Source organism: Sphingobacterium sp. BN32 (assembly GCF_030503615.1).
GTDB lineage: Bacteria > Bacteroidota > Bacteroidia > Sphingobacteriales > Sphingobacteriaceae > Sphingobacterium.
In genome coordinates this window covers 3,345,191-3,369,096 of sequence record NZ_CP129963.1, presented here as the reverse complement: position 1 = coordinate 3,369,096, position 23,906 = coordinate 3,345,191, and the positions used below count along the sequence as shown (strand labels likewise).

At 43.0% G+C, this 23,906-nt stretch carries 18 protein-coding genes and 1 tRNA gene; 4 read left to right on the top strand and 15 right to left on the bottom strand.

Annotated elements, in window-relative coordinates:
- Nucleotides 1-2 precede the first annotated feature (2 nt).
- Entirely contained in the window at nucleotides 3-509 is a 507-nt protein-coding gene (locus QYC40_RS14235) for a hypothetical protein (protein ID WP_301990789.1), read from the top strand.
- Here the strand turns inward: QYC40_RS14235 and QYC40_RS14230 are convergent.
- The 4 genes from QYC40_RS14230 to QYC40_RS14215 all read right to left on the bottom strand — a co-directional run bounded on the left by QYC40_RS14230 (nucleotide 497) and on the right by QYC40_RS14215 (nucleotide 5,379).
- The gene (locus QYC40_RS14230) at nucleotides 497-1,933 is read right to left on the bottom strand and encodes an NAD-dependent succinate-semialdehyde dehydrogenase (protein WP_301990788.1); all 1,437 of its coding nucleotides are present in this window, start codon (nucleotides 1,931-1,933) and stop codon (nucleotides 497-499) included. The two genes, QYC40_RS14235 and QYC40_RS14230, sit on opposite strands and share 13 nt — an antisense overlap.
- A gap of 122 nt (nucleotides 1,934-2,055) precedes the next feature.
- Complete coding sequence (locus QYC40_RS14225) at nucleotides 2,056-3,267, bottom strand: bifunctional 3,4-dihydroxy-2-butanone-4-phosphate synthase/GTP cyclohydrolase II (RefSeq protein WP_301990787.1); 1,212 nt, start codon at nucleotides 3,265-3,267, stop codon at nucleotides 2,056-2,058.
- A 70-nt stretch (nucleotides 3,268-3,337) separates the two neighbouring features.
- The gene (locus QYC40_RS14220; protein ID WP_301990786.1) at nucleotides 3,338-4,801 is read right to left on the bottom strand and encodes an LptF/LptG family permease; all 1,464 of its coding nucleotides are present in this window, start codon (nucleotides 4,799-4,801) and stop codon (nucleotides 3,338-3,340) included.
- Nucleotides 4,802-5,001: 200 nt separating this feature from the next.
- Complete coding sequence (locus tag QYC40_RS14215) at nucleotides 5,002-5,379, bottom strand: START-like domain-containing protein (RefSeq protein ID WP_149525048.1); 378 nt, start codon at nucleotides 5,377-5,379, stop codon at nucleotides 5,002-5,004.
- 324 nt (nucleotides 5,380-5,703) lie between these two features.
- Between QYC40_RS14215 and QYC40_RS14210 the strand changes: the two genes are divergently transcribed.
- Nucleotides 5,704-5,777 (top strand) — tRNA-Met (locus QYC40_RS14210).
- A 71-nt stretch (nucleotides 5,778-5,848) separates the two neighbouring features.
- On the opposite strand, the gene QYC40_RS14205 is transcribed toward QYC40_RS14210, so the two are convergent.
- Together QYC40_RS14205 and QYC40_RS14200 are read right to left on the bottom strand one after the other, a co-directional pair.
- Complete coding sequence (locus QYC40_RS14205; RefSeq protein ID WP_301990785.1) at nucleotides 5,849-6,565, bottom strand: DUF1963 domain-containing protein; 717 nt, start codon at nucleotides 6,563-6,565, stop codon at nucleotides 5,849-5,851.
- 123 nt (nucleotides 6,566-6,688) lie between these two features.
- Nucleotides 6,689-7,780 carry a cadherin repeat domain-containing protein gene (locus QYC40_RS14200; protein WP_301990784.1) on the bottom strand — a complete coding sequence of 364 codons (1,092 nt, stop codon included), beginning with the start codon at nucleotides 7,778-7,780 and terminating at the stop codon, nucleotides 6,689-6,691.
- Nucleotides 7,781-7,890: 110 nt separating this feature from the next.
- On the opposite strand from QYC40_RS14200, the gene QYC40_RS14195 reads away from it, so the two are divergent.
- Both QYC40_RS14195 and QYC40_RS14190 read left to right on the top strand, forming a co-directional pair.
- On the top strand, nucleotides 7,891-10,287 hold the full coding sequence (locus tag QYC40_RS14195) for a TonB-dependent receptor (RefSeq protein ID WP_301990783.1): 2,397 nt from the start codon (nucleotides 7,891-7,893) through the stop codon (nucleotides 10,285-10,287).
- Between the two features lie 53 nt (nucleotides 10,288-10,340).
- Nucleotides 10,341-10,631 carry a GNAT family N-acetyltransferase gene (locus tag QYC40_RS14190; RefSeq protein ID WP_301990782.1) on the top strand — a complete coding sequence of 97 codons (291 nt, stop codon included), beginning with the start codon at nucleotides 10,341-10,343 and terminating at the stop codon, nucleotides 10,629-10,631.
- Nucleotides 10,632-10,636: 5 nt separating this feature from the next.
- Here the strand turns inward: QYC40_RS14190 and QYC40_RS14185 are convergent, their stop codons facing one another.
- From QYC40_RS14185 to QYC40_RS14145, 9 genes are all read right to left on the bottom strand, one after another.
- Complete coding sequence (locus QYC40_RS14185; RefSeq protein ID WP_301990781.1) at nucleotides 10,637-11,161, bottom strand: hypothetical protein; 525 nt, start codon at nucleotides 11,159-11,161, stop codon at nucleotides 10,637-10,639.
- A gap of 100 nt (nucleotides 11,162-11,261) precedes the next feature.
- Nucleotides 11,262-12,851: an ABC-F family ATP-binding cassette domain-containing protein gene (locus QYC40_RS14180; protein WP_301990780.1), complete on the bottom strand. Its 1,590-nt coding sequence runs from the start codon at nucleotides 12,849-12,851 to the stop codon at nucleotides 11,262-11,264.
- Between the two features lie 172 nt (nucleotides 12,852-13,023).
- Nucleotides 13,024-13,524: a hypothetical protein gene (locus QYC40_RS14175; RefSeq protein ID WP_301990779.1), complete on the bottom strand. Its 501-nt coding sequence runs from the start codon at nucleotides 13,522-13,524 to the stop codon at nucleotides 13,024-13,026.
- Between the two features lie 141 nt (nucleotides 13,525-13,665).
- Nucleotides 13,666-14,268, bottom strand: coding sequence for an alpha-ketoglutarate-dependent dioxygenase AlkB (locus QYC40_RS14170; RefSeq protein WP_301990778.1), 603 nt, complete (start codon nucleotides 14,266-14,268; stop codon nucleotides 13,666-13,668).
- A complete protein-coding gene (locus QYC40_RS14165; RefSeq protein WP_301990777.1) occupies nucleotides 14,255-15,124 on the bottom strand; it encodes a bifunctional transcriptional activator/DNA repair enzyme AdaA in 870 nt (289 codons plus the stop codon). The genes QYC40_RS14170 and QYC40_RS14165 overlap by 14 nt, the downstream gene beginning before the upstream one ends.
- 625 nt (nucleotides 15,125-15,749) lie before the next feature.
- Entirely contained in the window at nucleotides 15,750-17,465 is a 1,716-nt protein-coding gene (locus tag QYC40_RS14160) for an FAD-dependent oxidoreductase (RefSeq protein WP_301990776.1), read from the bottom strand.
- A 21-nt stretch (nucleotides 17,466-17,486) separates the two neighbouring features.
- Nucleotides 17,487-19,292: a RagB/SusD family nutrient uptake outer membrane protein gene (locus QYC40_RS14155; RefSeq protein WP_301990775.1), complete on the bottom strand. Its 1,806-nt coding sequence runs from the start codon at nucleotides 19,290-19,292 to the stop codon at nucleotides 17,487-17,489.
- A gap of 10 nt (nucleotides 19,293-19,302) precedes the next feature.
- Nucleotides 19,303-22,593, bottom strand: coding sequence for a TonB-dependent receptor (locus QYC40_RS14150; protein WP_301990774.1), 3,291 nt, complete (start codon nucleotides 22,591-22,593; stop codon nucleotides 19,303-19,305).
- Between the two features lie 366 nt (nucleotides 22,594-22,959).
- Nucleotides 22,960-23,703 (bottom strand): SDR family NAD(P)-dependent oxidoreductase, encoded by a 744-nt coding sequence (locus QYC40_RS14145; RefSeq protein ID WP_301990773.1) that lies wholly within the window; start codon nucleotides 23,701-23,703, stop codon nucleotides 22,960-22,962.
- Between the last annotated feature and the right edge of the window lie 203 nt (nucleotides 23,704-23,906).

Genomic DNA, 23,906 nt, shown 5'->3' with positions numbered 1-23,906 from the left:
ATATGAGATATTTACTTATATTTATTTGCAGTTTACTTGGCCTAAGTTCCGTGCATGCGCAGGACCATAATTGGGCCTTTGGATTTTATGGCGATGTCCAATTGGAGGATCCTTCCTACAATGGCAGTTTTGGTGTTCAGGGAAAATACGATATCGGAAATTACCAGGCGCTGCAGGCGCAGGTACATGGGCGAGGGGATTTTGTAGGGGTAGGCGCGGACTACCTTTTCAACTTGCTAAATAAAAGGAAATCTAATTTCAATGTGTTCCTAGGTGGGGGATTCAGTCAAGAGTTTTATACTTATGACATGACCGTGGTTGAAGGGGAAACACAGCCTGTCCGTACGAAGGACAATTTTTCCGTTGCGAATGGACAAGCTGGTTTGAGTTATTATTTTGCTCCAGTTCAGCTATCGCTCTATGCGGGATACAAGCTGAAGTATCAGTTCAAGAACGAAGCTACGGAGCCGAATTATGTGATGCTCGGATTACGCTATCATATCTGGTAACCGAAGCACATATATTTTACTTCGATATACTCGTCTAAACCGTATTTCGATCCTTCTCTTCCTAATCCTGACTCTTTCACTCCACCGAAAGGTGCTGCTGCATTCGATATCAGCCCGGCATTGATTCCTACCATTCCGGCTTCCAATTGCTCGGCAACACGAAAACAGCGGGTTACATTATCGCTGTAGAAATAGGATGCTAAGCCAAATGGAGTATCATTAGCTAGTTTAATCACTTCTTTTTCTGTCTTAAACCTGAACAGCGCACAGATGGGTCCAAAAGTTTCTTCTTCTGCGATGATGCTATCATGAGGAACATCCAATAAAACTGTTGGTTCGAAGAAGTTTCCTTTGATGGCTTTGCCACCGGTTGCAATGCTTGCACCTTTTTCCGTGGCATCTTTCACATGATGTATTACTTTTTCCAAGCCTTCAGGATTGATGAGTGGACCGACTTGTGTGGTCTTCTTTAAGCCATCTCCAACTTCTAGCTTCTTAACCGCGGCTGTCAATTTCTTTGCAAATTCATCATAAACGGCATCTTGCACATAGAATCGGTTGATGGAAACGCAGGTTTGTCCGGTATTGCGGAATTTACCTGCAATAGCACCTTCGACAGCTTTATCGATATCCGCATCATCAAAGACGATAAATGGGGCATTGCCGCCTAACTCTAAAGAGATACGTTTAATTGTGGATGCAGCCTGCGACATCAGGGTTTTCCCTACGGCCGTAGATCCGGTGAATGATATCTTGCGGACTAGCGGATTGGTTGCCATTTCCTCACCCAGTCCACGACTATCTTTCGATGTAATCACATTGAGGACGCCCTTATGCACTCCGGCTTCTTCGGCTAACTTAGCGAAAGCGATAGCAGAGAAAGGAGTCTGAGAGGCTGGTTTAAGCACTACGGTGCATCCTGCGGCTAGGGCAGGAGCGACCTTGCGCGTAATCATCGCCAATGGGAAGTTCCAGGGGGTGATAGCCGCAACAACACCAACGCCTTGCTTAATTGTCTGCATTCTGTTGTTTCCCGCTGTCGAGGGGATCGTTTCGCCATAAGCGCGCTTCGCTTCCTCCGAAAACCATTCAACGAATGAATTGGCATAATCCACTTCGGTTTGTGATTCCTTGATCGGCTTGCCGCTTTCCAAGGTCATGATTTCTGCGAGCTCGTCGCGGTTTTCGTTGATGAGGTCAAATAAGCGTCGCAGTATTCTCGAACGCTCTCCAACGGCGGTATTACGCCATGTTGGCCAAGCGTCATGCGCGGCCTTGATATATTTCTTTGCATCCTTTACCGACAGATCCGGTAGAACGCCTACGGGTTTCTGCGTGGAGGGATTGATGATTTCAAAAGTCTTATCGGCTGTAATAAAGGCACCATTGAGATAGGCCTTCTCTATCAATAGGGTGTTTTTCATGATCTCTTTTTCTTAGCAACGTATGAATCAGGGTTTTGTTCATTTCCGCTGCTGATTTGAAATAAAGCTTAGCATAAGATACGAAAAGAAAAGGAGGATGTTCAATCCTCCTCTTGCTATTCTTATAAGTTGCTTAGGGTGTGACCCATGCGGTCTCTTTTTGTTTTCAAGTAGTTTTCGTTGAACTCATTGGGTTGGATTTCAATGGGCACATTTTCTACCACTTCTAGTCCGTATCCGATTAGTCCAGCGCGTTTGCTTGGGTTATTAGATAACAAACGCATCTTTGTAACTCCCATATAACGAAGGATTTGCGCTCCGACGCCATAATCTCTTAAATCGGGTTTGAAGCCCAATTCGATATTAGCATCTACCGTATCGGAACCCTGCTCTTGTAGTTTGTAAGCATGAAGCTTGTTTACCAGGCCGATTCCTCTACCTTCTTGGTTCATATAAACGATAATCCCCTTACCTTCTTTCTGGATAATCTCCATTGATTTGTGTAACTGTGGTCCACAGTCACAACGGCAAGAACCGAATATATCACCTGTAACACATGAGCTATGAACGCGGACTAGGACAGGTTCATCCTCATTCCATTCGCCTTTGTATAAGGCTAGGTGCTGCTCACCCGTGTTTTTTTGTGTAAATGCTTTCATTTTGAAATCACCCCATTCGGTCGGCATTTCCACAGTAACCTCTTCTTTGATTAATGTGTCATGCTTCAAACGGTATTCGATCAGGTCTTCAATACTGATGATTTTCAGATCGAAACGTTCTGCTACTTTAATCAAGTCCGGTAGGCGAGCCATTTCTCCGTCATCCTTCAAGATCTCGACCAATACACCTGCAGGTTCAAACCCCGCTAGGCGCGCTAAGTCTACTGATGCTTCGGTATGGCCTGTTCTACGAAGAACACCACCATCTTTAGCAATCAATGGAAAGATATGTCCCGGACGTCCTAACTCCTCAGGACGGATATTAGGATCAATTAATGCTTTGATAGTTTTTGAACGATCGGATGCGGAGATACCCGTAGTACATCCATAACCCTGTAGATCGACAGATACGGTAAAATTTGTTTCATAAACAGCCGTGTTGTTGTTGACCATTAGGCCTAAGTTCAGCTCACGACAACGCTCTTCCGTCAGTGGAGCACATACAAGCCCACGTCCGTGAGTGGCCATAAAGTTGATAATTTCTGGCGTCGCATTGCGCGCAGCAGTTACGAAGTCGCCTTCGTTTTCACGATCTTCATCATCTACGACGATTATGACTTTTCCAGCTTTGATATCCTCAATAGCTTCCTCTATCGTGTTTAATTTAATTTCCATTCTGTAGTAAATATCAGTACAAAGGTAGGGCATATCATGCATTAATTTATTAATATGCTGTCATAATATCCTAGCCTTTGCTATAATCGGTTTTCTTTTTTCTATTAAAAAATGCGACAATACGTTTCCATAGGGCTTCGGCTTTCAGCTTATACTGATCGGCATCGAATAGTTTGGAGTCGGTAGTTGATTTGTAAGTCAGGAAGATAGCTAGTGGCGTAAGTACAATAATAGCCATCCACATACCCCACATAGGTGTTAAGCTTGCATCTTTCGCTGCTTTTTCTGCCAGGGTCGCAATAACGTGGTAGATCAGGAAGAAGATAATCGCCATAACCACAGGGAGGCCGAGACCTCCTTTACGGATAATAGCTCCTAATGGTGCTCCAATACCAAACAATAGCAAGCAGGATACCGCCAATGTAAACTTACGGTGCCATTCTATATCATAGCGAATGTCTTTCTCTCGATAAGGAGCATATTCCATCTGCTTATTCACAGCAAGATCTTTCACCTGACGTGCCTGATTCAATGCATTATTTAATGCCATCCTATACTGCTCTTTAGTTGCAATATCGTCTAGATGAACGTTTGTTTTCCTTGCAGGTGGTTTTCCATTTTGAAAGTAGGTTGAATAAAGATTGATATAACGTTTCGCTTCAACGGCATTAACATGTTTTAAGCTGTCGATGTAAACGTGATTGGAATCAGAATATAAACGTAGTTGCTTCAAGTTCAACATCTGATGATGTGACTTAAAGAGATCCTGATCTGTACGGTTCATATCAAAGGAACTCATGTCGAACTTAGTCGTTGTTTCCTTGAATCTGAAACGGGTAAACTGCTGCCTCGGGTCATAACGCTTCGCGTTCTTCACCCGGGCATCTTCATAACGAACTCCATCGATCAGTTTTAATACCATGTAGCGGTTATCGGGAGAGTTCTGTACATAGCCTTCTTTAGCGAAGGTGACATTATCTGCTGTACCGCCTGATTGATGTTGATAGATCATCATATCATAAAGCGTCGTACCGTCTTCGCTCTTTGCTTTCGCACGAATAGAATAACCCGGGATAGTACTATTGAATACACCCGGTTTGATGAAGAAGTCGGCTTTTTTCTTACGAACATCATACAGCAGTGAACCCATCTTGAGGTTTACCACTGGCAATATATAATCTGAGAAGAAAAATGATCCGGCACTGAAAAGTGCTACCACGACGAAAAGCGGTGTCATTGCTTTCCTTAAAGAAACCCCTGCAGCTTTGATCGCTACGAGCTCATAGCTTTCGCCCAGATTCCCGAACGTCATAATAGAAGATAGTAGCATGGATAGTGGCAAAGCCATTGCCAACTGCACGGCGCATTGGTAGCTCAGTAGCTCTAAAATCACATACCATTGGAAGCCTTTTCCAATTAAGTCATCGATATACTTAAACAAGAAAAGCATCAATAATACAAACATCACAATGAAAAATGTGACCAAGAACGGTTTAATAAATGCTTGTAGAATTAATAAATGTATTTTCTTCATATAAACCTATGCCTTCTAGGGAGAAAGTCAAAAGATTATCCATCCTAGTTTATCCGCAAAGATACAATTTTTACGTCTTGAAATGTGTTAGAAAAACGTTAATGATCAATCGAGAATCGCAATTGTTAATGTAAAAGATGTTGGAAAGGAGAGGGAAAAAGAAGTGCACCCCAAGGAGTTGCCGGGGTGCACCGAATGTTTTATGCGCCAATAACGCTTTGTAAGTATCCTATTGAATTATCCCAGATTTTCTTACGATCGTCCAAGTTGTCTTCCTTGACGTAATCCGTGATGCTAAGTGCGACATCGTTTGTCAACTCATCTTGCACGATTTCGATTTCGAAAAAATAAGGATCATCATCGATCCATTTGAATTTTACGCTTTTATTTTCTTTGACAGCGACTAGCTTCGCGCGATGCGACTCATTATCCCATACAAATTCGTATATACCATCATGATAGTTTACATCGTCAGCAAACCATTGTGCCAGCTCATTTGGCTCCTGCAAGTAAGGAAATAAAATTCGAGGAGAAGAATTTAGTACATATTCTAAATCTAGTTTAATTTTTTCCGACATATTTATTCAAAGTAGAAGTCTCTAACAATTTAAGTTATTCAAGTGGGTATGTTTGCATACCTACTTTTTGTAATAATAGCGAATAAAACTGTAATCCAAAAGCAAGGCAGTATCTTTTTTTACACATTAGAACGGTTATCAACACGGACGCGGAGAGCTGTTTTTTATACGCTATTCAAAATAGCGACCCAGATGCTAGATTCTATCTTTTTGATTATAAAACCGTTGTGCCGGCAGGAGAAAATAAAGTAGAGAATTTGAATTATTTTATTCAAAATTTCTTTGAAACTTATTCCTTATTGCTATCTTTGCATACCGAAAAACGGCGGGGTAGCTCAGATGGTTAGAGCGCAGGATTCATAACCCTGAGGTCGGCAGTTCGATCCTGCTCCCCGCTACTAGAAAAAAGCTCATCGAAAGATGAGCTTTTTTAGTATAAATAATCCTCCAAGAGGTATCCCAATCTTTCTTAAGATTGGGCCCAAATAAATTCGCAATTATCGAAGTTCAAATTTTTTAGATCTTCTTTTGGGATCAATACGCTAAAAACTCCTTCATCATTGAATCCATTCTCACCGATCTGCAACAGTACAACCTTATCTGAAAAAGCAACTTCCTCAATCTCTTCTTCCTGCAACTGGCAATTCGTATAAATCCCGAATATTTTTGACTTTTCACAACCAGAAAAATAGCCCCAAACCTCATCTTGTTCATTTAGCTCTTCTTCATCATCTTCCGGTTCTTCATAGCGTTCTTCTAGTGTTTCGGTGTCAGCATATATTTTATCGATTAATATTCCAGTGTAGAAATTGTCTTCATGTTCTTTGGTCGTTCGAACTAGTTCTTCGTTAGCAACATCGGCATAAATCACCTTTCCCGTGTCGTTCATTATTTCTGCAAAGAAAATAAGCTGTCCTTTCTTGGGTAATAACCCTGTTTTATCATAGGGTGAGAATTTGGATAAGTCAAGCTGTGCTGCAAATCTTAGATTTTCCGGATATTGAACTCCCGGAGGTAAATCTACTATTGGTCCGCCGTATCGAGACTGACCTAAAGCAATGTCAATTTCCGTATGCTTTACAAAGTTATCTGGCATCCAATTTTCGTGTTCCATAGATGCCGGATAGTATTCTCTATCATCAGCTGTGAAACTAATGATTTCAAAAATTTGTTTTTTCTTGTCCATATATCAATCGTGCTTATTAACAGAAATAAGTAGTCACTTTCGAAAAGGTTAGCGATTCGAAAGTGACTGTCCTATAGTTTAAAACAATAATACTATAGTTCGGTTTGCCGTCCGCCTACATTGCTACTCCAATACCAAAGTAAGAGGCGTCGTAAATTCTAATCCATGTTTCGCCGTTGCTTTCACAGTCAATTTATAACTTCCCTTCGGTAAATCATTCTTAGCCTTCGTCGAGATGATACCTGTTTCTTCATTAATCGAAAATATGCTATTGCTGTTGTCGTACGGCTTGTTGTTCCACTCGATTTTGTCAATACTGAATTTCCCCTTGTAGGATTCAGGATAAAATGCCGGAGCTTTCGAGACATAGCCTGCTTGCAGATCAACAAAAAGGTAATTGTATTTTACCGTTAAATTCAAGTCCGGATAATATGTGCCATACACAAACTGAATTGCGGGGATAAAAATAAACTTAATTTTACCGGAAGCTACTGGGAAGCCGTCCTTTAATAACTGAGGCTCTAGGTCATAGGATTTCTCATCCTTTTGTGTCAAACTCCCGGAGGTCCCGGCGAAAACAACGCTATTGGCCTCAATCTTGACCGTTTCCCCGTCAGTTCCTTTGGAATTTACATTCCAACTCGTGCCGGCAATTCTCGCCGCTTCGCTATGGAGTTCGAAAGAACTTGCTTTATCGCTAAAGAGGGTATAAATGAAGTCTGATGACTCAGCATTTGAGCGCAGTAAGTGAACCGATGACTTTTGCAAAACAAAACTGATCAGTTTTTCAGCCAGCAGCTTGCCATCCTTTGCTACCGCACGTAGTGCCACTTTATATATCGGTGGGATTGCGACCCCATTGATGGTAGACACCTCCGAGTTGGGATAGAGTAATCCGCTTTTAATGACAATTTTTTTGTTCTCCCTATCGATTTGTATGGCATCTTTTAGCCGATCATGTAGGTTTATAGACGTCGATATCTTGATGTCCGCTGTCCCGTCAAAAGACAAAACATAATCCACAGGATCCTTTATATTTCCAAGGGATGTAAATGCCAATGTTGTATCCTGGCCGAATACTAATTTAAAGTCGGAGGCTTCCTCCTGAATCATCTGCTGATCCGATGGGCTGTCCTTTTTACATGATGAAAATAAAAGAGTTAGCAAGATGATAAAGCAGGAAAAGGTGAAAGTTGGTTTCATAATAATTTTCATGTATGTGTATTTGATTGCGGTAAAAGTAAAAATTATTATTTAGTAAATGCAATAATGTTGCATTATCTAAAGAATAATTTTTACTTTTACCGCACTAAACAATAGTTAAAATGATACTCAAGCTAGGTTTAAGCAAATACTTATTATTGCTCTTTGTATTTATTTCCTTTAAATTGATTGCCCAGAAACCGCCGACTCCGGATTCTATAAAAAGAATAAGCCTTGAGGAAATTCGTGTGGAAAAAAGACTAACAAGATATGCAGAGGTCCTGTATATCGACAGTTTGAAGCTAAGGAGCATGCAGTCACGCTCGCTGGGGGAAACCCTAGACAATATCCCTGGAATTCACAATTCAAATTATGGACCCTATATCGGTATGCCTAGCATTCGAAGTTTAAGTGGCAATCGAGTTGGCATTTTACACAATGGCGTTGCTGCCAACGATTTATCGGGCATCTCACCCAACCTGGGCGTTCAAGTAGATTTTGATAACATTGAAAGCATCACATTATACAAATCCGGCGCGAATGTGCTCTATGGGGGAAAGGCGATAGGAGGGGCGGTCAACTTAATCGATCAGACCATTCCGAAATATCTAAATGGGGCTAAAATAAAGGGTAGCCTCCATGTTGAGGCTGGAACGAATGAGGGCCATAAGCAGTCCGTAAGGCTCACTGGACAAATCGGAAAGCACTGGGGCTGGCATTTCGGAGGGATGAACTACAAGAATGATCGCTTTAAAATCCCGGGAAACCCAAAGCCAGCGTTAGTCTATGATTCCGATATCGATCCGGGTACAGAAAACCTGGCACAGGTAATTGTGAATGCAAAGAATGTTCAGAACGTGAGCCTGTATCCCTATTTGAGCCAATACGTAATAGAAAAAATGAAGGAACCCGATCACGGTTTGTCGGAAGAAGATCTCTATACCGACAGACCTTACTCGGTCATTGGCGGAGTGAATGTGCAGAATCCAAATAATGATAAATTTATTGCCGGTCAACCGGAAAATACACCGCGCTATGTGCGGGAAGTCTATGGAATTCGGGATTATCATCCGGTAGAAAAAGGGATGATGCCTAATAGCCATGGTGAAAGTAAAGCCATCAACCTAGGAACAAGTTTCATTTACGATAATTTTAGAATAGGATTGGGGCTAAAGGCAAATGAAGGATATTTCGGAGTTCCTGCATTTGCGAAAATTGAGCAAGCAGCACACAATCACGATCATGACGCCCCTGCGAAAGCAGCGATTTATTCACCCATCAATACCCGAAGCTTGAATTATGAGGGATTATTTGAATCCGCCTATCAACCGATTCATAAATTGATAAAGAAAGTCACAGTCAATTACAGCTTTCATTATGGCGATAACCGCGAATTGCTTGATATCTATAAGGTCAATCAGTTCAATAGCCGTCGGCATGCTATTCGATCTGAACTCGAACTGCAGTCCCGCGAATTTTGGAAGAGTACATCAGGAATCGAATATATGGACCTATCGATGCTCAGCGAAGGTCTGATGCGCTATCTGCCGAATGTGGAAAGCCGGGAGACGGGGATCTTTACGCTACATCAATTCAAGTATCATGCTTTTCAGATAGATCTAGGCTACAGAAGCGACTGGACCGATCGAAGCGCTCATGCTGATGCAGATTACAAAACCTCGCGAGGACTAGCGGGTGGTAATCTGCGCCCTAGATCATTCCAACTTAATCAGTTCACCAGTGCTTTACAATGGCAGCATAACAGCTTATTGCAGATTAGACTTTCCTATAACCATGCCGAGCGGGCGCCGGGTGTCAATGAATTATACGCCGGCAATAACCACTTCGCGATTATTACCGAAGAGAATGGGGATGATAGACTTAACCCAGAAATAGCAAATAGTGTTGAAGCCGAAGCAAAGCTTAATTACCTGGGGTTTTCTCTAGTCGCTAATATTTATCATAGTCACTTCAACAATTATATCTATTTAGCGCATACGGGCCTGTCGAATCCGGGAGGATTTGTCAAAAAGGAGTGGCGAGCTTCCGATACAGAAATCTCGGGATTTGAAATGACGCTACAGTATCTAAAACGTTTGAACGAACAGCATCGCATTCAGATCGAAGGGTTTGCCGACTTGGTGAAAAACAAAAACACCTCCGATGACGAGATGCGGAAATGGGCAGAAGGAGATTATATGCCGAATCTTCCAACTAGCCGATACGGAATGCAAGCACGTGCGGACATAAAAAGGCTTAATCTTAATGCATCATTTACACAGTTTATGAAACAAAAATACCTGGGAAAAAATATCAATCTGGAAAAGGCAATGCCTGCCTACGCTATGCTATCGGCTCAAATCGGTTATCTTTTTCCACTTCGACGATATCAAGTTGTCGCATTCGTATCGGGAAACAATCTCTTGAACGTAGAGGCTAGGCCGCAAAACTCTCCATTAAAATACCTCACTCCTCTACCGGGGAGAAACCTGTCCGCAGGACTTAGAATAAACATATAGGAGCTCAAAACATCCGCCCACAATCCAGCGTTATACTAGTACAATATCACATTATGGACATCATCAATAACGAAAATAATCTACAATTTGAATATCATGATAACGAGGAGGTTGCACGGCTAGAGTATCGTTTCTATAAAAACAATATCGCGATGATGCATACGGTAGTGCCTGAGCGTATGAAGGGGCGAGGGGTGGCGTCTGCTTTAGCCGAAAAAGCCTTTGCATTTGCCAAAGAAAAGAAAAAGAAGGTCATGGTATACTGTCCCTTTGTTTCTAAGTATGTCAAGAAGCATCCGGAACTTCGGGAACAGATTAATCGAGAATATCACCCCAATCTATAAAGACATTACTTTCCACTTGGCTGAAAAATAATACTTTGATGCGTACCATCAATTTGCATATCGCTCAGCGGTTTTATTTCCAATTTCCGTTGATCTAACTGCAGAATCTTGTATTTGATGCTCGAGTTTACCGTATCCACATGAGCATTCCAACGGTTATTGACGGGGTTGCTATAGGAAAAGTTAAAAGTCAGGATGGAGTCGGGAGCCGAGACCGTATAGTCCCCATAAAATTCTCCGTTGTCCAAAGCGGGCAAAAAACTGATGTTTCCCATTTTCTCTGGCTTCGTAAGAAAGTAGGACTCTGTTTTATGAGCAAATTGTATCTCGTTGAACAGGAGCGTAATCCTTTTTGCGTATTTGTAAACCACAGGTTGTTCCACAGCTTGCTCTTCCACTTCCGAACGGTTTTCCCAGCTGTACTGTTGCAATAGCGTAACATCTAGCGTCCGGTTTTCTGGCGCAATATCATCCTCCTTACATCCGAAGAGTAAGCCAAAAGCAAAGACAAAGAGCAGCGTCAATCTCATGGTTCTTTATGGTCTTGAGAGGTTTGCTAAAAAGGATATTCCTTAATACCATGTGAATTTACATCAAAGAAATTTTAAATCAAAAAGAAATCCTTTAATTCTAGTTTAAATTTATGCTTTTGTCGATTTTTAACTCTTCCATAAATACCTTGTCGTGCGAAATCAACAACAGCGTACCTTGAAAATCATTCAGCGCAGAGGTTAGGATTTCAATGTTTTGAATATCAAGGTTGTTCGTCGGCTCATCGAGCATAATGATGTCCGGAGCCTTGCTGGAGATGTTCAAACAACATAGCAATAATCGCATGCGCTCGCCACCGCTCAGTACAGCGCAGGATTTTCCCCACGATTCCTTTCCAAAGAGAAATCTATTCAATCGAATCTTGATTTCATGCTCCTGAAGACCGGACTGGTTGAAAGATTCCGCCATGTCGTAAATACTCTTTTCCGAGCGGACGATCGAGTAGTCCTGGTCGATATAAATGTATGTGAAATCCGCACGATAAATAGTTCCCTTATGCGCTTGCAGCTCATTCAATAATAATTTTATCAAGGTCGATTTACCAGCGCCATTATCGCCATAGATTCCAACGCGATCGCCATGATATATTTTAAAGGAAAGGTCGGTCGACCATAACATCTTTTGATCATACGAGAAATTGATTCCCTGCGCATCGATAAGATTCTTCCCGCTGTAGGTGTTTGAATTGTCGAAACCAAACTTCATCTGATCCAGCTCGGAGAGGTTCATCCGTAGATTATGAAGTTCCTGACGGATACCGCCAATCTTCTCCTGATGCACAGACTTCAATTTAGCACTACTTCCCTCAGCCTTATTACGCAAGGTGTTCATCATAATACGCGCTACGCCCGCCTTCTCTTGCTTCTTTTTACCTCGGGCATTTAACTTATTCTGCCTTTCCGCCGCGTCCCGCTCCTTATCGCGCGCCTTGCGAAGCTCCTTTTCTTTATTTTGAAGCTGCTGGTCCAAGGCGTTCTTCTCCACATCCTTTTGCTCGGTAAATTCCGTGTAATTTCCTCCGAAGCGCTGAATGCCTTTCGGACTGAGCTCCGCCGTCATGTCCAACAAATTCAGCAATGTCCTATCATGGCTCACGATCAGCATACTCGCATTACTATCCTCGATTAAGTCGTAAAGTTTGCGGCGCGACGCCAAATCCAAATGGTTGCTAGGCTCATCCATCAATATCAATTCCGGCTGATGCAGGGAAATTCCTGCTAGAAAGACCTTCACCTTCTGCCCACCACTCAAGGAACTCAAAGGATTTGATAATGCATAGTCTGCCAAACCCCATTCCTGAAGTGCATAGGTCGCTCGCTCGTCAATATCCCAATCATCGTTAAGAATCTCAAAGTTTTCCACCGATGCATCACCCTCGGTGATTCCTTGCAAAGCTTTGAGCTTCTCAGCAATTCCCAATGCCTGCGCAATGCTAAAGTGCTCGTATGCATCAAATAGCTGCGGAACATAATAGGGACTTGCCTCAACGGATAATAGACCGCCATTCAACGTCAAAAGTCCGGCGATAATTTTCAATAGGGTAGACTTGCCGACACCATTGTGACCAATGAGCGCGATCTTTTCTTGTTTATTTAATGTGAATTGAAGGTCCTGAAATAGGACATCTTTATTAGGATGTATATAAGTAGCGTTCTGTAAAATAACCATAGCTCTTTCAATGTTTGTGAAACCATAAGTCGCACCCCTAGGTGCAGGAATAAAACGATAGAAAGAGGGGTATTACATACTGCTATTTATTTTGATTGATACAAAGATAAGGAAAAAAATCGCACAATTCGACTATTGACGAGTTAAGAGGAATCGCGCGGTTGAACTACGCTTAGCCAGCGGACATATCCTTTGCCATTGCGCTTTCAATTTCCGCTTTCCATTTTTTCGGAGCGAATATTCGGAAATCCAGCAGCTCGCCACTGTTCGTTTTTATGCCCAATCCTTTAAATAATAGTCCCTTCGACATATCCGTTTCGACTAACTGAATCTGCTCAAGCGGGATTTCTCTTTTGGCATCCGCTGTCTTTGGCTTATGAAATTTAAAGACCAATCGATCGGAAAGAAGGTATAATCTAATGGCTTGCGAATCTTCTTTGGTAACATAATTCGCACCATTGAATAACTTGACTTGCTCTTTATCCAGTCCGTCCTCCCTCAATTGTTTTTTCATTCTATGGGTCTCATAGAAGTAGTAAAATATACCGAACATCAGACCCGCCATTAATCCACCCAAAATGGCTTTAACAGGATCATATTCAAACCAAAAAAACACGAACATAAAGACCGTATAGATGAGCGGGGCCAAGAGGAATCTTTGAAAGTTGTTCATAATCTAAAAAATAGGCGTTGGTAAAATTAGTTTCTCTAAAATAAAAATTAATTTCTTTATAAACAAATAGAGAGATACTGTAAATCAGATGAATCTAGGCAAATGCTAACAGGAGGAAAGAAAAAAACAGTGACAAAATAACTAGACTTCCTCAATTGTCCTAAACGTTAGGTTAATTCTTGGCCCATGGGCGGCCTTTGTTGGAGGGAGTCTATGCAACCAATGGGTTTGTGTGGTATCCTTCATGATCAACAAGCTACCATCTTCGAGCAGCAAATCGATTTTCTCTTTACTGTCTTTATGCTTAAAGGAAAACTTCCTTTCTGCCCCGAACGTTAAGGATGCGATGGCGCCATTCTTTTTCAGGTCTTTCTCCCCGTCGCTATGCCATGCCATTCCCTCGCTGCCGTCGTGATAGAGATTCAATAGACAGGAGTTGAATGTTTCACCTGAAACCTGTTCGACGATTTCCTTCAAACGCAGGAGTGTTTCATTCCAAGGCAAGGCACGCTTCAAAATTCCCGAATAAGTGTACTCAAAAGCGGTGTCGCCATACCATGCCACCTTGCGTTTGGTTAAAATATGTTTTCCAAAGATGATCGCCTCATCGTTCTTCCAAGCAATATCCTGCATCAAACTCTGAAAATATGCTGCGCTGTCTTCGATTACCACACCATAGTAATTTACCGTACCATCGTACGGAAGCCAATTTTTTTTCGGATCTGCAGAATTAAATAATCTCATTGCTCATTGCTGGTTTTTGTTTCGCGATTTCCCAACCGATGATTGCTGTTTTGCGTAAAGGATCCCAGCGGTAACCACCGAATTTTCCGGAAGTCTGGATCACACGGTGGCAGGGAATCAAATATGCGATTGGATTCTGTCCTATCGCGGTACCGACCGCTCTCGATGCTGTAGGGCGCTCGATTGCCTCCGCAATTTCTTTGTAGGTCTTCAGTTTCCCTGTAGGAATTTCCAATAAGGCTTGCCATACTTTCAGTTGAAAAGGAGAACCTTTTAAATGGAGCTTGATACGGTCCACAGGATTCTCCGACGCCGGATCGAAAATCGCTAAAGCCTGACGATGGCTTTCCTTCTCTTCAGCGACAAACTCTGCCTGTTCAAATTGAGATTTCAATGTCCGCAAGGCATCCTCCTCATTATCGATGAAAGCCATGTAGCATATCCCCTTATGGGTCGAAGCGACTAAGCAGCGGCCGAATGGCGTTTCCTGAAAGCTATAAGCAATGCTTAAACCTGCAGCGCCATGCTTGTATTCTGCCGGCGTCATGCCCTCAATCTGCACAAACAGATCATGTAATCGACTGGTGCTGCTAAATCCGGTCAGCATATGGGTATCAAACAAAGTGCGTTGCTCTTCTTTTAATAATTTCTTGGCATAGTCAATCTGAATATATTGCAAGAATTTCTTTGGACTCGTACCAGCCCATTCAGAAAACATCCGCTGAAAATGAAAGGGACTCAAATGTACATGCTCAGCAATTTCCTCCAGGCTCGGCTGATGCTGAAAGTTATCCTGAATATACTGTATCGCCTGAGCGATACGGGCGTAATTGATTGCTTGTTGTGTCTTTACCATACTCAAATATCCTAAGAATAGCAGGCATCTGAAATCCAATTCTTGCTAAGTTACAGGTTTTTGAGTAGAAAACTCATCAGAGATCCTACGAAAGCTCTTCGAGAATGGAAGGGAATTGCTTCGACTCAGTCCCCTTGTAAACCCAATGATAACCCCAATCAAAGCCCAATCAAACCCGCTTCGAAGCGGGTTTGATTGGGCTTTGATTGGGGTAGTATTTAGTAGTTAGTAGTTAGTATTTAGACCTAGGGTGGGTTACTAGGTTTTAGAAATAAGATTTTAAATTTTAGATGTGAGATTGGAAGGGGTAGTTGTCTGAATTTTGTGGTCTAAAGAGATTTTGTCTGAACCAAGAAAGGAAGGATTTTAGGATTTGCAGGGTCGGGTTTTGTGCCGAATAATGGGATGAATTGTATTTTTTATAGGAGACGTTTCACTAAACGTCTCCTGTAACGTATGATACAAATACTGTAAATGTGCGATATGCATACCGATATCCAACACTATATCCGATCCTGCCCATCCCTACATCCTTCCTTTCCTGGTTCAGACAAAACATCGTCCCCCCAAATACAAAAAACCTGCATTGCTGCAGGTCTAAAATCTAATGTCTAATATCTAAAATCTAAACCTTCCATACTAGCTCTATTCCTTGTTGCTGAATAAAGCTCTGGAAAGCGCTAAGATTATTTTTATTGCTTCTAACTTGTTTTGGATGGACCTTATTTTTTGTGCTGTAGGCAATCAATAGGCCTACGGCTTCGCCGATGCTCCATTCTACGGGGTGCAGGCGATAGCAGCCGTTGGTGATATGCGTTGTTCCGATGTTCTTATTGGCAGGGAACAAGTTGTTGACGCGCTGCGGTAATAAGGCGCCAAGTGGTATCTGGAATGGCAAGGATCCGAAGTCTATGTAGTTATCGCCTTGATTGCTGGGGTGAAGATCGATATGGTAGTAGCCTACGCCCACAGAATCAAAGAATTGAAAAGCTTTCTTTCCTTCTTTTTCGCCGGCTACCAGCTTTCTGTTCTCTGCGCCTACATGTTCTTCCAATACCGTAAACTGTGCTTTGATTCTTCGCGATTCGCGTATATAAGGATATTTTGCCATACCATCAACGGTGCCCATCACATCCCCGCGTAGGCGTAGCCCTTTCCAGCCCATGCCGCCATCAGCACGTGGGGCCTCTGTTTGTAGCCAGTAGAATAGGGAACGGCTCAGGTTTTTTGCATCTTCCACCGTTTTCTTGAATTCCGCTTCCGACACATCAATCAGATTGCCCATCATATAATCATTCTGTGGCCAGTTCACAATGGTGATATCGCCATCGTAAAAACCAGGCGTAAAATTGTCCTTATGAATCAAACGGCGGTAATTGAATAAGTTCAACATACCGGGCGTATCTATGCCTCGCGGATCAAATCCCAATCGCTTAGGCTTGAGGTCGCGCGGATTGGAGTAGGATAGATCTAATAACTTACCCGACCATGCCGGATTCAGTTTAGGAACGTAGTTTTTCCATCGATCGTAGTCCGTAGGCTTATCGATCGTATTATCGATGCCCTCTTGGTAGTCCATCGCGAAACAGACCGTGAAAGCTTGATGGTTCTGTGGTCTTTTGGTTTCGGAGGCATGCAGTTCATTGGTTTCTTTCTTTGACTCCGTTCCTGTGATGTACTCCGTCTTGGTAATCGGCAGCAGATCGCCACATTCCGTGGCATCCACAAAGTTTTTCGCCAGTACGTTGATCGTCGTATCTTCGTCGACCGAGCGAATCGCGACACTTTTCACATCGTCGCCTTGAATTAGAGCCGTGTTGGCTTTGAATCCCAGGAATATCTGTAGCTGTCCATTGCTGAGGTAGGGCAATAACATTTCGTAGAGTACAGCGACGGAAACATGGGGCTCATGGCATATTCGAGATACCGAGCCGTTTCCTGGATTTAAGTTGACTTTGTTTTTAGCTTCCGGAGTGAGTGGATAGTTGCGTCGATAAAAATCGCGAACGCGAGTTCTGTAATCGCGGTAGGAGCTAGGTGCTCCATGCGTTTCTATCCATTGGTGCTCATCTGGCGGAACGCCTTGTTGCGATATCTGTCCGCCGATCCAGTCGGTCTCTTCGGTCATGATTGCACGAAGGCCATTTCTGCAAGCAGCCAAAGCCGTAGCACATCCGCCCAGACCGCCCCCGATAATGCAGACGTCGGTTTTTATTTCATCGGATCCGTCATGTGCTTTTGCTCTGGTCTCGCTTTCCAAACTTCCTGCGGATACAATAGGTAGATTTAAGCTGCCCAGCCCCGTAAGGGCAGCTAATTGTAAAAAATTTCTTCTCTTCATGTTTCTCTGTCGTATATGAAATTAGTAACCGTTGTTCTGTCCTAATGCAGGCGCCAAGTCAAGCTCGCGCTGCGGAATAGGGAATAGATAGAATTTATCATCCCAGAAACGGTTCAAGTCTCTAACTTTAAGTTTTGATTTATACGCATCGTAATTTGCGATATCGTTCAGGTCATGCCGTGCTGTTTTCTTGAAGTTAGGCACCATGTCCGGCGTGACCAAATCATAGCCTTCTTGAAGAATGCTGCCATTTGCTGCGCGAGTAGGAAGCGGATAACCATAGGATGGGCCTTCATTTTCTAGGTCACCGATTTTCCATCTGCGCATATCGGAAAAATGTAAACCCTCAAGTGCGAACTCGACTTTACGCTCGCGGCGTACGAGCTGACGCATTCTTTGCTGGTTACCGATTCGATCCGCAGCAACATTAGGCATTTTGGACCGATTGCGAACCTGATTGATGGCATCATAGACCGATGCATCAAGCTCATTCAGCTCAATTTTTGCTTCTGCATAGGTGAGTAGGATTTCCGGATAGCGCATGATAATAGCGTTACAGGTTTGCGTACCTACGGCTTCCACCGTTTCATTGCTGTATTTTTTCCAGATATAACCTACGCCCGCGTTTGCGAAACTGGTCCATGCAGCACCCGAGTTGATATCGGCGTTCGTTCCGCTAGCCCAGGTTTTCGTGTTGTAATTGTAGAACTGCGTGGTAGGCTGATAGAGATCAAGGACAAATTTGATGAGTCCGGTCGATGTACCATTTGTGTTGCCTTCCACCGTGTCTTTATGCATCCATAGCGTAGAGCGGAATCGAGGGTCGCGGTTAGCCCATGGTTTCTTCGGGTCGTACAAAGGCGACTCGTCGATCCGAAGACCATCTTTGCACTCGTAGGTATCTGCGAGTAATTGCGAGGGGTGTCTACCTGTTTGTCCATAATTTCTCGATACCTGACCGAAAGCAATCCAATGAGATTTTTTGATACCCTTATCGGAATAGATGATTTCGAAAAGCGACTCGTTTCTTACATCCGCCTTTTGTTGCCCGGTCTTATTGAATAGGTCATCAAATTTCGCTGCGAGTTGTCTTTGTCCGATGACTGCTTTAGCCGACTCGGCGGCTATTTTATAATAGGCTGCGCCTTTTCCACCATAATTCAAACTGCCTCCCAATAGCGCCAATCTTGCTTTTATTCCGTAAGCTACCGCTCGGTCTACACGGCCTCGATTATCAGCTATCCAAGGTAAATCATTTAGACAAGCATCTAAATCAGCCAATAGGAAGTCGACGATGACATCTTCATTGGTTCTTTCCACATTATATTCCTCTGGGGTAACTGGTTTTTGGAAGAACGGGACTTTGCCGTACATCGTTAGGAGATTGCTGTATGCAAATGCGCGTAAAACCCTAGCTTCTGCTAGATACTGTTTTGATTTTCCTGTTAAAGTCTCGAGGTAGGGTTCCGCACCGGTAAGTACTTCGTTGGAACGATCGATCATTTTGTAGAAGTTGGTCCAGGCGGTTGCTATAACTGCATTTTCCGGGTTGAGAGATCCGCCAGCACCAATGGTCGTGTTTTCTGCACGTTCGAAAGCAAGACCCGTCCAATGGTCATATATAATATGGAAAGGTAAAGATGCTGCGAAAGTGAAGTTGAGCGTTGCGTAAATTCCCGAGACGCCATCTTCCACCGCGCCTTCAGACTTGTAGAAGCCTGCGGAAGAATAACTCGTTGGCTCCCGGTCTAAAAAGTCTTTACAGGAAAGCGTGGTGGAGACTAGAAATGCTCCGACGATAGATTTAAATAGAGTTGACTTTTTCATCATAATAGGCTTAGAAGTTAACATTTAGTCCGAAGGTGAATGTTTTCATCAATGGATAGAAGCTACCGCTGGAGAATGCATTCTCCGGGTCATAACCTTCATAGGCATTGGAGAAAGTAAGCAGGTTCTGCGCATTGAAGTATACGCGGAATTGTTTGGTCTGCATACGTTCTGTCCAGGCTTTTGGTAAGGTGTAGCCCAGCGTCAAGTTTTTCAACCGCATGAATGCACCGCTCTTCATCCAGAAATCTGAAGCAATGTTGTTCGGGTTGTTGCCTGATCCATCAATCAAAAGAATAGGGAATTCAGCATCCCGATTTTCCTCCGACCAGTAATCTAACTGATACTTAAACATCGATCGGCCCACCAAGAAGGGGCGAACGCCCGAACCGGTATAAAACAAGTCTTTCTTGCCTATCCCTTGAAAGAAGAGTGTTAAATCGAAGCCCTTCCATTCGGCAGACAGGTTTAAGCTATACTCATAACGCGGCATATTTGAACCTAATATAGTCCGGTCGTAGGTGTCGATGACGCCATCTGGAACCCCATCTGGTCCGCTGATATCCACATAGCGCACATATCCAGGTTTGGTGTTTGCCTTAGTGCCATATACCGGCGAGTTGTCGATTTCTTCTTGCGTTTGGAAGAGCCCATCGGAAACATAGCCGAAGAAAGAGGATAACGCTTCGCCCTCTCTCGTGGTATAGATGCCATCGATGTATTCATTACCATAAAGGTTTAGCGCTTTATTTCGTATATCGGTTACATTTGCGGTAATCGAATAATTAAAGTCGTTTATTTGGTCTTTCCAGGTTGCGGAAACTTCCCAGCCCTTATTTTCTATATCTCCTCGGTTCTCCCATGGTGGAGTCAATGCCACATAACTTGGAATCGGGAACCGTTGAAGCATATCGTATGTCTTTCTGCGGAAAACATCGACGGTTAATCCGAGTCGGGAATTGAATAATTGGGCATCTAAGCCTACGTTGAACTGTCGTGATTTTTCCCAGGAGATATTTTCATTAGCAACTTCCGTTTGTGCTACCCCTGTCCCTTGGTTGTAGTCGAACCAATAGCCCTGTCCGCTATATATTGCTGCGGCGTAAGGATAGTAGCTCCCAATTGCTTGGTTTCCTAAAGTACCGTAGGATCCACGGAGTTTCAGGTCGTTGATGCTGTTTTTGATATTTTGAAAGAATGGCTCTTCCGAAATACGCCAACCGGCAGATACCGATGGGAAGTATCCCCATTGGTTCTTTCCTTTGAAACGCGTGGAAGCGTCAAAGCGACTGTTTACCTCGAGAAGATAACGTTCTAAATAGTTATAATTTAAGCGACCGTAATAAGATAGCATCGCCCATTCGTAGTGCGAGCCGGAGTTTGTGGCAGAAAGTACATCGCCATTGTTCAGGTCTTCGAAGCCAGCATATTTAAAGAATTTTCTACCTGCGGCGAATGAACGTCCGAGCAATTCTTCGGTTTGCATACCGCCTAATACTTTCAAATAGTGCGAACCTAGATTTTTTTCATAGGATGCTTGTAGATTGAACTGATTGATAATCGTTTGTCCCCAGCTTTCGGATTTATCATTTCCGGTAGTCGGATAGGTGACTTTATAAACGCCGGTTTCATAGGTGTCGTAAGGTTTTAAGAATTGATCGGCTTTGTTCTCCAATCGGTTTTGACTGTAGTTTGTATAAATTTCCAAACCTTCCAGGGGCGTCAATGACAAGAACCCTTTAATAGCGAGCTCGGGTGTGGTAGTCGTTGATACACCGGATGCTTTTGCTGATGCAATGGGGTTGTCACCATTCTGACCGTAGCCCCAGGTTCCGTCGGAGTTGATGGCGGAAAACACGGGAACAAAGGTCGTCACCTTATTGAATAATGCTTCGGGCGAATCGTTCGCCGGTGCCGTCACTTTAGACTGGCGAATATTCAAATCTATTCCGCCGCGCAACCAACTGTTCATCGTAAAGTCGTTGTTCAACTTTAAAGTAGAACGTGTGTATTTATTGTTGGGGATATTGCCGTCTTGATAGTAATGGGCGAAGTTGGCAAAGGTACGTATGCGCTTTGATCCGCCGGAAAAACTCAAGGAATTGTTATGGGTGAGCGCATTGTTGCTAACGAGCAGATCCTTCCAGTTGCTATCATAGAAATTGAAGTTATCAGCACCTTGTGTTTTATAGATGTTGATAATATCGTCGCTGTATTGTGGCGTTTGGTTATTGTTTTTGCGCGCCACGTTAATTGCTTCCATATATTCGATAGCGCTTACCGGTTCGGGAAAGTTCGTCGGCATATTCGTTCCTACAAACCCACTGTAGTTGATGCTTAGTGCATCTTCTCTTCCTCGTTTTGTCGTTACCAAGATGACACCATTAGATGCTCTGGAACCATAGATTGATGCCGAAGCGGCGTCTTTTAACACCGTAATGCTTTCGATACTGTTGGGGTCTAGAAAGTTCATATAGCCTTCAACACCATCGATCAATACTAAGGGACCATTTTCAGAATTTAACGAGCCCGTACCACGTATTTTTATTCCCGCACCATCATAACCCGGTCGACCCGATGTCGTAGATACAGAAACTCCGGGAATCAAGCCCTGTAAAGCGATGGATGTGTTCGAGGCATTTCGTTTCAAGAGGTCTTTGCTGGATACTTGGGCTACTGAGCCCGTTAAGTTTACTTTCTTTTGCGTACCATAGCCGACAACGACTACTTCATCAATGTCGCTGACGGATGCGGTCATGGTGACATCGATTCGTGTGCTGGAGCTGATTTCGATTTGTCGATCTCCATAGCCAAGCAAAGAAAAACGGAGACTCTGCGTTCCGGCGGGAAGGTTTATTTCATAATTACCGTTGGCATCGGTCGTCGTAGCGGTTGCATTATTTGTCGCTTTGACCGTTACAGCCGATAATGGATTGCCGGCTTCATCTTTTACCGTACCGACTATTTTTTGTTGATAGACGGAACTGCTTACTGCTTGATCCGCCTTAGTAACGACTTTACGAACGACGATGACATTTTTATTGAGTTCAAAAACATAGGGAGTTTTGTCGAATAGCTGCGTTAAGGCTTGGTTTACGGTGATGTTTTTGAAATCAATATCAACTTTCTTCTGACCGTTGAATATTTTAGAGTCATAGACTAGATCGTGTTTTACTTCTTGGCTGATCTTTAGAAGCACTTGATCTATGCTGACGTTTTTCATCTTGAAGTTTAGCTGCTGGCTCAATACATTGTTTGCATAGAGTAGGGTAAATGCAGAAATGAAAAATAGAAATTTCATTATGGTAAGGATTTTAAAGAAGAACCGGATTGGTTTTTCATTCCATGAGATTTTCATAATTTTTTAGCGTTTATTTTCATAGTTAGGTAATCAAAAATAGGTTGCTGCCTTGCTGCGACAAATCAGCGTTTTCGTAACGTAATTTCTATAGGATACCTCCTTTCATTTTTTTGCTAGTCTTGTTGGTTTACGTTTTTTGGTCTGCGGTGTGCCGCTTTAAGATATAGAGTGGAATTTTAGGAGAATCCCCCAATGAGGCTGGATTTTTTTGCAGTTTATTTTAATTTCTAAAAGTTGAACCGCAATAAAAAGAAAAAGCACCCGACCGAAGTCGGATGCTTTAACATATAAACTTAATTATGGGGCTTATTTAGCTAAGTAACCACCATCTACCGGATAGTAGGATGCAGTTACGAAGGAAGACTTATCCGATGCTAACCATAGCGCAAGTTCGGCTACTTCTTCTGGTTGTCCAAGACGTTGGAAAGCATGTTGGGTTTCCAGGTATTTTAAAGCATCAGCATTTAGGGCATTGTCCACTAATGGCGTGGAGATAAAGCCAGGACCAATCGCATTGACTCTTACACCTTTGGTTGCATATTCCCAACCTGCAGACTTCGTCAACCCGACAACACCGTGTTTTGCAGCAACATAGGCTGATGAGTTAGCAAATCCTACCTGCCCTAAGATCGATGCCATATTGATGATGCTACCGCCGACTTTTTCTATTTCAGGAAGTTGGTAATGCATACCATAGAATACGCCATTGAGGTTGATGTCGATTACTTTTTTCCATCCTTCAATAGTCAGATCGCCTACTGTAGCGGAGTCGCCGCCAATACCGGCATTGTTCACTGCGATATGCAACGCGCCAAAGTTTTCGATGGCTACATCTACGATTTTCTTGTTATCCTCCGCAGAAGAAGCATCAGCTTTTACAAAGATGATGTTGCTGTCGCCTAAACTATCGATCAATTGGTCGCCCAGTTTTTCATTCAAGTCCGCAACGACCACTTTAGCCCCTTCTTTAACGAATAGTTCGACGATTGCCTTGCCAATACCTGAGGCTCCCCCAGTTACGATGGCCACTTTATTTTCTAATTGTTTCATATACTCTTTATGTTTAGCAGCTGTGATACAGTTAATTTACGAATAATGATGCGCTGTTATTGTGACGCAAGTCACTGTTTCCACAGATTGTGACGGAAATAGGAAATTAAGGGGGAAATCTTACAATTAGATTAGATGTAAGACATTAGATATAAGATATTAGAGTAGACGGGCTATTGGCGGAATAGGATTCTTGTTTTGAA